General features: G+C 40.0%; 12 protein-coding genes. 9 read left to right on the forward strand and 3 right to left on the reverse strand.

Annotated features, from left to right (window positions below; all coding sequences use genetic code 11):
• Nucleotides 1-118 precede the first annotated feature (118 nt).
• A complete protein-coding gene (locus CSV64_RS13150) occupies nucleotides 119-1,678 on the forward strand; it encodes an FMN-binding glutamate synthase family protein (protein ID WP_099635039.1) in 1,560 nt (519 codons plus the stop codon).
• 40 nt (nucleotides 1,679-1,718) lie between these two features.
• On the opposite strand, the gene CSV64_RS13155 is transcribed toward CSV64_RS13150, so the two are convergent.
• Nucleotides 1,719-2,402: a C40 family peptidase gene (locus tag CSV64_RS13155; protein WP_099635040.1), complete on the reverse strand. Its 684-nt coding sequence runs from the start codon at nucleotides 2,400-2,402 to the stop codon at nucleotides 1,719-1,721.
• 183 nt (nucleotides 2,403-2,585) lie between these two features.
• On the reverse strand, nucleotides 2,586-3,215 hold the full coding sequence (locus CSV64_RS13160) for a YflT domain-containing protein (protein ID WP_099635041.1): 630 nt from the start codon (nucleotides 3,213-3,215) through the stop codon (nucleotides 2,586-2,588).
• 282 nt (nucleotides 3,216-3,497) lie between these two features.
• On the opposite strand from CSV64_RS13160, the gene CSV64_RS13165 reads away from it, so the two are divergent.
• The 5 genes from CSV64_RS13165 to CSV64_RS13185 all read left to right on the forward strand — a co-directional run bounded on the left by CSV64_RS13165 (nucleotide 3,498) and on the right by CSV64_RS13185 (nucleotide 6,683).
• Nucleotides 3,498-3,839, forward strand: a complete 342-nt coding sequence (locus tag CSV64_RS13165; RefSeq protein ID WP_099635042.1) for a hypothetical protein — start codon at nucleotides 3,498-3,500, stop codon at nucleotides 3,837-3,839.
• A gap of 104 nt (nucleotides 3,840-3,943) precedes the next feature.
• On the forward strand, nucleotides 3,944-5,200 hold the full coding sequence (locus tag CSV64_RS13170) for an S-layer homology domain-containing protein (protein ID WP_158233046.1): 1,257 nt from the start codon (nucleotides 3,944-3,946) through the stop codon (nucleotides 5,198-5,200).
• A gap of 154 nt (nucleotides 5,201-5,354) precedes the next feature.
• The gene (locus tag CSV64_RS13175) at nucleotides 5,355-5,939 is read left to right on the forward strand and encodes a TetR/AcrR family transcriptional regulator (RefSeq protein WP_099635044.1); all 585 of its coding nucleotides are present in this window, start codon (nucleotides 5,355-5,357) and stop codon (nucleotides 5,937-5,939) included.
• An 80-nt stretch (nucleotides 5,940-6,019) separates the two neighbouring features.
• Nucleotides 6,020-6,406, forward strand: coding sequence for a DMT family transporter (locus CSV64_RS13180; protein ID WP_099635045.1), 387 nt, complete (start codon nucleotides 6,020-6,022; stop codon nucleotides 6,404-6,406).
• Nucleotides 6,369-6,683 carry a DMT family transporter gene (locus CSV64_RS13185; RefSeq protein WP_099635046.1) on the forward strand — a complete coding sequence of 105 codons (315 nt, stop codon included), beginning with the start codon at nucleotides 6,369-6,371 and terminating at the stop codon, nucleotides 6,681-6,683. Before CSV64_RS13180 ends, CSV64_RS13185 begins: the two co-directional genes overlap by 38 nt.
• A gap of 97 nt (nucleotides 6,684-6,780) precedes the next feature.
• Here CSV64_RS13185 and sda read toward each other — a convergent pair whose 3' ends face one another.
• Nucleotides 6,781-6,897 carry a sporulation histidine kinase inhibitor Sda gene (gene sda / locus CSV64_RS16990; RefSeq protein WP_233190482.1) on the reverse strand — a complete coding sequence of 39 codons (117 nt, stop codon included), beginning with the start codon at nucleotides 6,895-6,897 and terminating at the stop codon, nucleotides 6,781-6,783.
• 762 nt (nucleotides 6,898-7,659) lie between these two features.
• Here sda and ilvD point away from each other — a divergent pair.
• From ilvD to ilvN, 3 genes are all read left to right on the forward strand, one after another.
• Nucleotides 7,660-9,327 carry a dihydroxy-acid dehydratase gene (gene ilvD, locus CSV64_RS13195; protein WP_099635048.1) on the forward strand — a complete coding sequence of 556 codons (1,668 nt, stop codon included), beginning with the start codon at nucleotides 7,660-7,662 and terminating at the stop codon, nucleotides 9,325-9,327.
• A gap of 359 nt (nucleotides 9,328-9,686) precedes the next feature.
• Nucleotides 9,687-11,435, forward strand: a complete 1,749-nt coding sequence (ilvB, locus tag CSV64_RS13200; protein WP_099635049.1) for a biosynthetic-type acetolactate synthase large subunit — start codon at nucleotides 9,687-9,689, stop codon at nucleotides 11,433-11,435.
• Nucleotides 11,432-11,947: an acetolactate synthase small subunit gene (ilvN, locus tag CSV64_RS13205; RefSeq protein ID WP_099635050.1), complete on the forward strand. Its 516-nt coding sequence runs from the start codon at nucleotides 11,432-11,434 to the stop codon at nucleotides 11,945-11,947. Before ilvB ends, ilvN begins: the two co-directional genes overlap by 4 nt.
• The last annotated feature ends 29 nt before the right edge of the window (nucleotides 11,948-11,976 follow it).

Raw genomic sequence — 11,976 nt, forward strand, 5'->3', positions numbered from 1 at the left:
TAAACTACTTACACGCCCTATTCCTTGAAGACATTAAAGGAATAGGGCTTTTTTACGTTTAATCAGCTACCAATCAAGGGTACAGGTAAATGACAGACAAACAGAAAGGAATGTTGCTATGAATTGGCTAGAAGGAATTAATTTTACAACCTCATTAGTAGTGCTGATCATATTAGCGATCCCAATTAGTATAGGAATCTTTCTGTACTTTTTTGATCGAAGTCAAAAGCAGCATGCAATTTTACGTAACTATCCTATATTAGGAAGAGTTCGCTATATGTTTGAAAAGGCGGGTCCGGAAGTTAGGCAGTATTTATTCAATGATGATAATAGCGGCAAGCCATTCAGCCGTGAAGAATATTTACATATGGTGATGCCGGGGAAGTATTTAAATAGTGTCATCGGGTTTGGGTCTAAACGAGACTTTCAAGAGCCTGGTTACTACATTCGCAATGCTATGTTTACGAAGCAAAATGAAGAAATGCGTGTGGATAATGATAATCTATTGAGTACGATGCGCTATGAAGTGGATACGGACAATTTATTCTCGCGTAAAGAACATCGCGAAGAAGTGACCACATTGCCCTGGCTGTTACCCGAGGAGGATGCGATTGTATTAGGTCCGAATTGTGGGCATCCATTTGTCGTGCGTAGCTTATTAGGTCAGTCCGGTATGAGTTACGGAGCACTCGGAGAACATGCGATTACTGCATTATCCAAAGGTATTGGTATGGCCAAAGGTGCATGGATGAACACGGGTGAGGGGGGCGTATCAGATCATCACTTGGTAGGTGGAGCAGATATTATTGCGCAGATTGGGTCAGGGTTATTCGGATTCCGAACAGAAGATGGGCAGTTCGATATTGAAAAAGTAAAAGAGAAAGCACAAATACCTCAAATTAAAGCGTTTGAAATTAAGTTGGCCCAAGGAGCAAAAATGCGTGGGGGACATGTAGAAGGAGAGAAGGTTACAGAAGAGATTGCGGCTATTCGAAATGTGAAACCTTATACTTCTATTAACAGTCCAAATCGTTTTAAGCAGTTCCATGATTATCCAACGTTGTTTTCATTCATTGAAGATATCCGTCATGCGGGTGGCAAACCTGTGGGCATCAAAATAGTTATAGGTGGAAAGCAAGATGCTGAAGAATTGGCATCATATATGGCTGAAACAGGTATGGGTCCTGATTTTATCTCACTCGATGGAGCAGAAGGTGGATCGGGCGCTACCTATCAAGACTTGGCGGATAGTGTAGGTTTACCACTTCGTTCGTCACTTATTTTGCTAGATGATGCGTTACGTAAGTTTGAAGTGCGTGATCGAGTAAAAGTGATTGCATCAGGGAAAATCATCACACCTGATAAGGCTGCGATAGCCTTGGCTTTAGGTGCGGACTTGATACAAGTTGCTCGTGGCTTCATGATTTCAGTAGGTTGCATCATGGCAGAGCGATGTCATACGAATACATGCCCAGCTGGTGTGGCAACGACGGACAAGAGTTTACAGCGAGCACTTGTTGTAGAAGAGAAGAAATTCCGTGTGACCAACTATATTTTGACGATGAGAGAAGGATTATTCCGTGTGGCGGCCGCTGCAGGTTTGGATTCTCCCACCAAGTTTGAACGACATCATGTAATCTATAAAGATGAGCGTGGAAACATCCATTCAATCGAATAAAAAAACGACCCGAAGAATGTTCATCGGGTCGTTTTACTGATTATATTCGTCTGAAACTATTGAATTTAGATTTCCAGTATGGATTGTTTAAGTTCACCACTTCGGATTTCTTACCGCCTGCATGAACGAATTTATTGTTTCCAACGTAGATTCCTACATGCGAAATTCCTTTACGGTATGTGTTATGGAAGAATACTAAATCTCCAGGTCTAGGTGATTTAATTTTTGATGATTGTTTATATTGTCCAGTTGTTGTTCGTGAAATAGACTTACCATTTTTCTTGAATGAATACTGGATGAATCCACTGCAATCGAAACCTCTAGTTGTAGTTCCGCCGAAACGATATGGGATTCCACGCAAATTCATTGCTGTTTTCACAACGCCAGATCCTCCGCCTTTAGTATGGGAAGCCGCTGCTACTGCTTTGCCTGTAGATCTCTTTAATAGGGAACTCGAAACATATCCTCTTTTACCGTTGATCTTTACTTTATACCACAATTGTTTACCTGCATATTTTTGATGTGTAAGTTGAACACGTGTACCTTTTTTTAATGTGAAGACTCTTCTATGTTTTGTTCCAGCATCTGCACGTACGTTTGCATTATGTACTGTTATGTATGTACCACTCTTAGCTGTAGCTTTACTTGCCGCATCGGCTGTACCGCCAGAGAATCCGACGAACATGGCTGATGCCATCAAAATTGAACATAAAAACTTTTTCATGAATTTCTCTCCTCCAAAATAATATATATCATTATCTAGCTGTGAATAATATCTTACACGACAGCATAGTAGTTAAACATTACGTTCATATTAAGAAGAGATTACAAGAATCGTGTTTTGTAAACAAATTGTAACAAAGCGAAGAGCCTTCCTATAGTAAAGGAAGGCTCATAACAAATCGAGTTATTTTTTAGGGAACGCAGAAGGTTCTTCATCCTCTATTTGTTCAGATATTACGGCATCCTCTTCTTCAGTAGTAAGATCATTCGTCAGGATTGTATCGTCTTGAGTAGTAGCCGCCAGAACTTCTGGATGTGGTGAGTTTTGCAAAGGTTCATATCCACCATAAGATGGTTCAGACATCGTATCCTCAATTAATGGATCTTTTGTTCTTTCGTGATCAACGACAGGGATAGACGCACTGGGCGATAATCCGTCTGTATAGGAATGTTCGTCTTTCGAATACACACTGTAAGCCCAGCCTTCATCTACATATAACATCATGCCGCCATGTTGAACTTCTTCATAATAGCGGTCTACTTGAATCGTATCCATCCCGATGCCATACATCATTTGTTTAATATGATTTTCTCCAGTTAAGAATCCTATAAAGCGATCTGTCCACGTATCATATGCGGAGTATACATCCGCGCCTGTTCTGCTGCGCAGCATGGATACATCGGTTTCATTTTTAGCGATTACATAAATATTATCATCAAGATAACCCGTTTCTTTTAATTCCTCTATCTTACTTAGAAGGTCAGCATCGTTATAATATACACCAATAAATGTTTTGCTTATGAGTTCATCCATTGTAAAGCCTCCTTCTTTTATAGTTGCTTTATATAATATACCCGTTTCGCGTTCTTCAAAAACATATAGGTAGTTGGTAAAAGATTGCTTATGATCTTAAACTTGAAATAATAAATCGAATGATTTTGCAAAGAGCAGTTACCTCCTAAATATTTGTCACTGATTTATCGATATGGTAATGTGTGAAACATAAAGAACTACAGAAAAGGACGGTTTTTCATGTATAAAAGACTAATGTATGTTCCTCTTTTTCTATCATTTTTGTTGTTGGGAGCATGTAATGTGGATTCAGATAAAATAGAACCAGAACAAACCGAACCTGTACAAAATGTTGTGAATGAAGATATTGAAAAATCGGATATGAAAATAATTGATAATGATTTAAAAAAGGAATTTGAAAAAGAGGAAGGGGTATCTGAACTTAGTTTAGTCATTACAGAAGATGCAGGAGGATTTATATTATTAGATTTTGAGGTGGATGAGGACATGAAACAGGAAGAAGCGAAACTCGTCACTAAAAGATATTATGAAAGACTAGAAAAAGAGTACTCAGATCACAGCATTGATATCCAAGCACGCAAAAGTGGAGAAACATTCGTACAAGAAACAAAAGAAGTCAAATAATGAACGCAAAAATACCGTCCTACCAAAGGGCGGTATTTTTATCGTTAAAACTCATAGATTATTATTCAGCTATTCCGTATACTCGATTAAAGGGAGTGGTTGTATTGGATACTCGTAAGGACAAAGAATTTACTAGATGGTGGATATGTATATGGGGTGTGATTTTACTACTAAATGTATTTAGCCTGTCAGCAAATGCAGATAGCTCATTTACTGATGTAAAGACCAGTCATCCTAATTATGCAGATATTATGCGTATGAAAGAGCAAGGCTTCATTAATGGGTATCCTGATGGTACATTCCGACCTCAGGCACAAATTAGCCGAAAGCATGTAGCAAAGTTATTGAATGATGTAGTAAAGTTACCAGCACTACAAAGCGAAAAGCAAGTATACAAAGATCTACCAAAGAGTCACCCGTACTTTGTGCCGATTATGAAGCTGACCGAAGCCGGGATATTCAGTGGCGGTCTGGAAGGGAAGTTCAATCCCGATGCACCGATGACAAGAATTCAGATGGCTAAAGTATTGGACCTGGCATTTGGTTTTCAAATGAAGACGCATTTTGCTTTCGCAGATGTACAGCTGTTTCACTGGGGTTACCCGCATGCAAATGCATTATTCTCCCATGGGGTAGCGAGGGGAAGCGATGGAATGTTCTTCCCGAATCAACCTGTGACACGGGCTCATTATGCAGCATTCTTGCAACGTTCTGTTGACGCGGCGAAGTCTATCCAAAAGGCGGATCTCTTGAAAAAAGATGATGTGTGGGACTTGGCAAACCGTCTACCACTTGCACTTGAAACAGTTTTACTGCAAGGAAAAGAAAGTAATCAACCATTTAGCAAAATTCAAAATCAGTTAAAGCTATATGCAACGGATGCATTTATTGCAGACTTACGAGAGTACTATCCACATGTTTGTACGGCGTGTGATGTGTTGACTTTCCCAACGCTTATTGCAGAGCCAGTTGCTCGCTTTGACTTCAAGCAGACGGGAAATACACTGACGTTGCATACGATTGAATTGGGCGGCGGTCCTACTGCAGGCGGAGAAGTGGACTATATATTTAAAAAAGTTAACGGAAAGTGGAAAATCGATAGCTATATGTTTACGTTAGTCAGTGCGGATCATTTTAATCTAACAATAGATGAAGCGAAGAAGATCCTAACTTACTTCTATTCGGACCCAAGCCAGAAGCCTGCACGAGTCACTTACAAGTTTTCAAACAGTGAAACTGCGAGTGATTACGTAACGGAAGAAATCTATGAATATGAAGAGTATATTTTCACTATCGAAACGTCTAATAATAGTTTTGATGTGTACTTTGCATCAAATGATGGTAGATTTGAAGAGTATTAAATAAATGTAAAAGTAATCATCGTCAACATGTAGATGATTACTTTTTATATTGCTGTACGCATACTGACTGCTACATTGATGAATTTGGTTAATTTGTTAGAAAAGAATCATTGCGATATACTAATTAGAATCTATAGAGAGAGTGGGGAATTCATTGGGGAAAAAGACAGCGATTATACATTCAGCTATAGAAGTATTTCAAGAACAGGGAATTGAGAAAACGAAAATCTCTGATATCGTCAAGCGTGCAGGAATCGCACAAGGGACGTTTTATTTATACTTTCCATCAAAATTATCTCTAATGCCTGCAATTGCGGAAGTAATGGTTATGAAAACGATTGAAATAGTCAAACAAACGGTTGATGATGAAGCCACGTACCCGAAACAGTTTGAACAAATGGTAGAGGCGATATTTGAAGTGAACAAAGAGTATTACGAAATATTGGCCGTCATCTATTCGGGGCTTGCTTCAACAGAACATATCAGGGAGTGGGAATCGGTATACGCACCATTTTATGAATGGATCAGCGAAAAGCTTGAAGCTGCCAAAATAGCAGGTGCAGTTCGCCAATCGATCAAACCTGACCGGACAGCAAAGATTATTATCGGTCTTATTGAATCGACAGCCGAGCAAGTATTCCTGTATGCACAACATGATGAAAGTGAAGCCGATAGACAGAAAGAAGAAGTCCTTGATTTCATGTCTCATGCACTGCATTTTCAAACAGTGAAAGGTTAACATAGCAAAATGTTAGCTTTTGTGATAAAATGAATGACAGTCAGTCAAATAGAGAGAGAAAACAAATTGGAGCGGATCGTATGAATAAAGCATGGCTATATGTCGCATTAACTAGCTTTTTTGAATTAGTGTGGATTTTTGGATTTAATACAGCGACTCACTGGTGGCATTGGATAGTGATTATAGGCTTTATCTTTGTGGATTTTCATTTCCTCACGAAAGCATGTGAAGGTTTACCAACCGGAACCGTCTATGCGGTATTCGCTGGAATCGGTACAGTCGGTACATCTTTAATGGATGTCATGTTCTTCGGTGAACATATTAGTATAGGGAAGATCTTTTTCATCTTCATTCTAGTACTGGGTGTTGCAGGATTAAAGATAGCGGATGGTCAGGATGAAAAGAAAGTGCTGAAGGGATTGAAAGACGATGGGTTGGATTCTAGTATTCTTGGCAGCTCTAAGTGAGTTTGCCGGTGTGATAGGGCTGAAGAAATTCAGTGAAAAGAAAACATGGGGGAATGGATTATTATACTACGGAGGATTCGGTATCGCGTTCTTCTTTTTATATAACTCCTTTAAGTTTTTGCAAGTCAGTACAGCATATGCCGTGTGGATTGGTATAGGTACAGCAGGTGCCGTACTCATTAATATGGTGTTCTTCGGTGAATCGAAGAGTACAGGTAGAGTAGTGAGTCTTATCCTCATCGTCATCGGCGTAGTTGGACTCAAAGCATTATCATAAAACATATCTCCTATATATAGAAGGAGATGTACTAATAGAATGGAAAATGGACATGCCTATATAAATAAGGCATGTCCATTTTATTGAATCCGAAAGATCAGCTACTGAGTTTTATCGATTCCAAGGCACGTTTACGTATCTCGTGTTCTAACATTTGGATGAACTCGAGATTTAGTTGATACTTTTGCGCCTGTTGATAGGAATAGAGTAACATTTGATCCGATAAATGTAGCACAGTAGAATCGCCTCCTTTAGGATGAATTGATTGAAATCAGTCTGCATGCTTCTCTCTAGATGTTATCTCTTACTTTACCAAAGGAATCTGAAAAGAACAAGCGTTCGAATTGTCCACAGTACCGGTGGGTAAGCTGTGGGTAATATGTGTACTGTTTACATAAACTGCCAAGATATGCGGTGTATAATGTGTATAGAGTTATGAACAAAATATAAATGTCGAATGCTGTCGAGCGAAACTTGTCATTTGCAATGAATAAATAACGAATTCATGAATAGGGCCAGCAGAGTAATAGTTGGATTCTAGTAAATTGATACATAAATAGAAGTAAGACTAGTGAGGAACAAAACGAAAAATCTAATCAATCCATACGAAGTAATAGGGTCTAGGTGGATTATTGATTGAAAGTACAACCATGTCGTCTATTTATATAGTATCGATATTACCTAAGTTTCTTTTCTTCAATGAAAGAAACGAGATTAAGTCAAAAAACTTTTAATAAAATTTGATATGCAATATATCGCACCGTGGCGCGTGTGTAAGCGTATTCAGATGTTTTTAATTAGTCACAATTAACGAAAAACTTTAAAAATACGGTTGACCTTTATTCATATACAAGATATGATTACAACAATCTAGTTCATAGCGGTGAACATTTCACTAGCTGTTCAGAATATTCGACTGAATGAAATTAATATAATTAGCAATTGATTCGTTCAATTAGTTTAGGAGAGATTGCAAATGAGAAGTGACATGATAAAAAAAGGAATCGATCGTGCACCACATCGTAGCTTACTATACGCAGCTGGTGTTAAAACGAAAGACATGAACAAACCATTTATCGGAGTGTGTAACTCCTATATAGATATTATTCCGGGACATATGCACTTGAACAAATTCGCGGAAGTAGTTAAAGAAGCGATTTGGGAAGCGGGCGGCGTGCCGTTTGAATTTAACACAATCGGTGTAGATGATGGAATTGCAATGGGGCATATTGGTATGCGTTATTCATTGCCAAGCCGAGAGTTAATTGCAGATTCAGCAGAAACAGTCATTAATGCGCACTGGTTTGATGGAGTCTTCTATATACCTAACTGTGACAAAATCACACCAGGTATGCTGATGGCAGCTGTTAGAACAAACGTCCCTTCTGTATTCGTTTCAGGTGGACCGATGGAAGCTGGTGTTTCCGCAACAGGCGATGTTCTATCATTAACTTCTGTGTTTGAAGGTGTTGGAGCATACAAGAGCGGTAAGATGTCAGCTGAAACATTGCTTGATATTGAGCAGAATGCTTGTCCTTCATGCGGATCTTGTTCTGGCATGTTCACAGCGAACTCCATGAACTCGTTGATGGAAATGCTCGGTATGGCTCTTCCAGGAAATGCGACAATTCTTGCCACGTCTGATGATCGCCATAGACTAATTAAAGATGCAGCGAAACACTTAATGAATTGTATTAAAAATGATATTAAACCACGTGACATCATCACGAAAGAAACAATCGACGATGCATTCGCACTTGATATGGCAATGGGTGGTTCGACGAATACAGTCCTTCACACATTAGCGATCGCTCACGAAGCAGAAATTGATTACAATATTGAAGATGTTAACGAGGTAGCAAAACGAGTGCCGTACTTATCCAAGATCATGCCAGCTTCAGATTATTCGATGGATGATGTTGAAAAAGCCGGTGGTGTCAGCGCAATTATCAATGAATTGTGTAAAATTGATGGAGCGATACACAAAGATCGTATTACAATCACAGGCAAGACGATTGCGGAAGATGTTGCAGGACATGAAATTACGAATACAGATGTCATACGAACGAAAGATAATCCATATAGTCCAGTAGGTGGCCTGTCCATTCTATTTGGAAACATTGCTCCTGAAGGTTCTGTTATTAAAGTGGGGGCAGTTGACCCTTCTATCACGGAGTTCAGAGGAGAAGCAATTGTCTTTGAATCCCAAGAAGAAGCGCAAGAAAATATTGATAATGACACTGTCAAAGCAGGCCATGTTGTCGTCATTCGATATGAAGGACCTAAAGGTGGACCGGGGATGCCAGAAATGTTGGCACCAACTTCCGCAATTATGGGTAAAGGGCTAGGTAAGGAAGTTGCGTTGATTACAGATGGTCGTTTCTCTGGAGCTTCGCGAGGTATTTCAATTGGACATATCTCACCAGAAGCAGCATCCGGTGGACCGATTGCACTTGTAGAGAACGGAGATATTATCGAAATTGATCTGACGAAACGTACGATCGAACTTGTAGTATCTGATGAAGTTCTTGCAGAACGACGCCACGCATTGAAACCATTTGAACCTAAAATTAAAAAAGGATATCTTGCTAGATATTCGCAATTAGTTACTTCAGCAAGCACTGGTGGAGTTATGAAAATTTAATATACAAAACGTTGATGAGGTTAAAGTAGATAGAAAATGTATTCACAGAGAGCCGGCGGTGCTGCAAGTCCGGCAATACAGCTATTTGCGACATCCCCTCGGAGTGGATTGCTAAAAGGTATACCGATTAGGCAGTCCCGGGCTCGATTTTCGGGCTCGTTAGCAATGAGAAAGTACAGCTTCGGCTTGCTTTTTCTTAAGGTGACTAACGTCACGAACTAGGGTGGTACCATGAAAGCTTTTTCATCCCTATGTAAAGAGAGTAGAATTCTTTGCGTGGGATGAAAAGGTTTTTTTTTTAGGAAAAAACGTCATTGGCTAAAATATATATAGTTGAAAATTGTAAGGAGGAGTTCAGTATGAGTGCTGAAGTACAAGAAAAACAGACTGCATCTACTATGCCAAAGGAACAAGCCGTAAATAAACCTGCAGATGGTTCTGCCATCTTGATTCAATCTCTTAAAGAACAGAACGTAGAAATAATCTTTGGATATCCTGGAGGAGCAGTTCTCCCCATCTATGATGCGCTATATAACGATCCGATACCACACGTATTAGCACGTCACGAACAAGGTGCAATTCACGCGGCAGAAGGATATGCAAGAGTCTCTGGAAAAACAGGTGTGGTCATTGCTACATCAGGTCCAGGTGCAACGAACTTAGTAACGGGCATTACAGATGCCATGATGGATTCACTTCCATTAGTAGTTATTACAGGCCAAGTAGCAACTACAGTGATTGGATCGGACGCTTTCCAAGAAGCGGATATTATTGGAATTACTCAACCAATTACAAAACATAACTATCAAGTGCAAAGTGTAGCGGACATTCCACGTATTTTGCGTGAGGCATTCCACATTGCCTCCACTGGAAGACCAGGCCCGGTCGTAGTCGATGTACCGAAAAATGTTGCAACAGATCTCTTTGTACCCGTTGAAAAAGAAGATAAAGAAGTGAATTTGCCTGGTTATCAGCCAACTACTACACCAAATTATCTGCAAATTCAAAAAGCTTCGAAAGCTATCTCTAATGCAAAAAAGCCCATGATTCTTGCAGGTGCAGGTGTACTTCATGCAGGCGGAACGGTAGAGCTGAAGGAACTTATTGAAACGCATCGTATTCCAGTAGTCAATACATTACTTGGCTTGGGTACAATCCACGGAGAGCATGAACTGTTTTACGGAATGGCTGGAATGCACGGTACGGCAACTGCCAACTATGCTCTAAGCGAATGCGATTTATTGCTCAATGTGGGTGCTCGTTTTGATGATCGTCTAACAGGTAACTTGGATGCATTCTTGCCGAATGCACGGGTCATTCACATAGATATCGATCCAGCAGAGATTGGAAAAAACGTTGTGACTGAAATTCCTATTGTGGCTGATGCGAAAGAAGCGTTAACCGCATTGCTTAAGGCAGATTTCAAATCACCGGACACAGTAGAATGGGTAAGCTATTTAAACGGTTTAGCGGATAAATACCCACTTTGGTATCAAACGGATGAAGAAGCATTATTACCGCAGCAAGCACTTGAGATTATACATCGGATTACAAATGGGGATGCGATCGTCACAACAGACGTTGGACAGCACCAAATGTGGACTGCTCAATATTATCGTTTCAATAATCCGGATAACTGGGTAACTTCAGGTGGATTAGGAACAATGGGCTTTGGCTTCCCAGCTGCAATCGGTGCACAACTTGCAAGACCGAAAGAGCGTGTCATTGCTATTGTTGGAGACGCGGGCTTCCAAATGACAGCACAAGAGCTTTCACTTCTTCAGGAAATGCGGATTCCGGTGAAAGTCATCATTTTAAATAACGGTGCACTAGGTATGGTACGTCAGTGGCAAGAGACATTCTACGAAGAACGTTACTCACAGTCACTAGTTCCAGTACAACCAGACTTCATTAAATTGGCGGAAGCATATGACCTGAAAGGGTATCGCATTCACAATTTAGAAGAAGCGGAAAAGGTATTTACAGAAGCGCTATTATCTGACGAGCCGGTCTTGATTGATTGCCGAGTGAAACAACGTGAAAACGTCTATCCGATGGTTGCTCCAGGTAAGGGATTACAAGACATGATTGGAGTGAGTCCTCAGTGAAACGAATTATTACAGTAACAGTAATTAATCAGAGCGGAGTGTTAAACCGTGTAACGGGACTGCTAATGAAGCGTCAATTCAATATTGAAAGTATGACTGTTGGTGCTACGGAACAGCCAAATAGATCCAAGATGACCTTTCAAGTTCATGTAGAAGATGAAACCAAAATTGAACAACTTGTAAAACAGCTGCAAAAGCAGATTGATGTTATTACAGTGAAAGATATAACAGACAAAGCAATCGTGTTACGTGAGTTAGCGCTAGTAAAGGTCATCTCACCACCACAGATTCGCTCTGAGATGAATAGTATTGTGGAACCTTTCCGTCCGACTATAGTCGATTCCGGAAAGAATGTAGTAACGTACCAAGTAACGGGTGACCCAGATAAAATCGAAGCGTTTATCGATTTGCTGAAACCATATGGCATCAAAGAATTAACACGAACTGGCGCAACCGGCTTTGCCCGCGATATGCAAAAGGTTCAAGCACCACAGTTATCAATTTTAAAATAATAACACACACACACACTAGGGGGAAATTA

Source organism: Sporosarcina sp. P32b, assembly GCF_002743335.1.
Lineage (GTDB): Bacteria > Bacillota > Bacilli > Bacillales_A > Planococcaceae > Sporosarcina.

Coding starts and splice junctions, on each gene's coding strand:
- ilvB (WP_099635049.1), top strand. CDS start 9,687: ATGAGTGCTGAAGTACAAGAAAAACAGACTGCATCTACTATGCCAAAG.
- CSV64_RS13185 (WP_099635046.1), top strand. CDS start 6,369: ATGGGTTGGATTCTAGTATTCTTGGCAGCTCTAAGTGAGTTTGCCGGT.
- sda (WP_233190482.1), bottom strand. CDS start 6,897: ATGTTACTCTATTCCTATCAACAGGCGCAAAAGTATCAACTAAATCTC.
- CSV64_RS13150 (WP_099635039.1), top strand. CDS start 119: ATGAATTGGCTAGAAGGAATTAATTTTACAACCTCATTAGTAGTGCTG.
- CSV64_RS13155 (WP_099635040.1), bottom strand. CDS start 2,402: ATGAAAAAGTTTTTATGTTCAATTTTGATGGCATCAGCCATGTTCGTC.
- ilvD (WP_099635048.1), top strand. CDS start 7,660: ATGAGAAGTGACATGATAAAAAAAGGAATCGATCGTGCACCACATCGT.
- CSV64_RS13160 (WP_099635041.1), bottom strand. CDS start 3,215: ATGGATGAACTCATAAGCAAAACATTTATTGGTGTATATTATAACGAT.
- CSV64_RS13180 (WP_099635045.1), top strand. CDS start 6,020: ATGAATAAAGCATGGCTATATGTCGCATTAACTAGCTTTTTTGAATTA.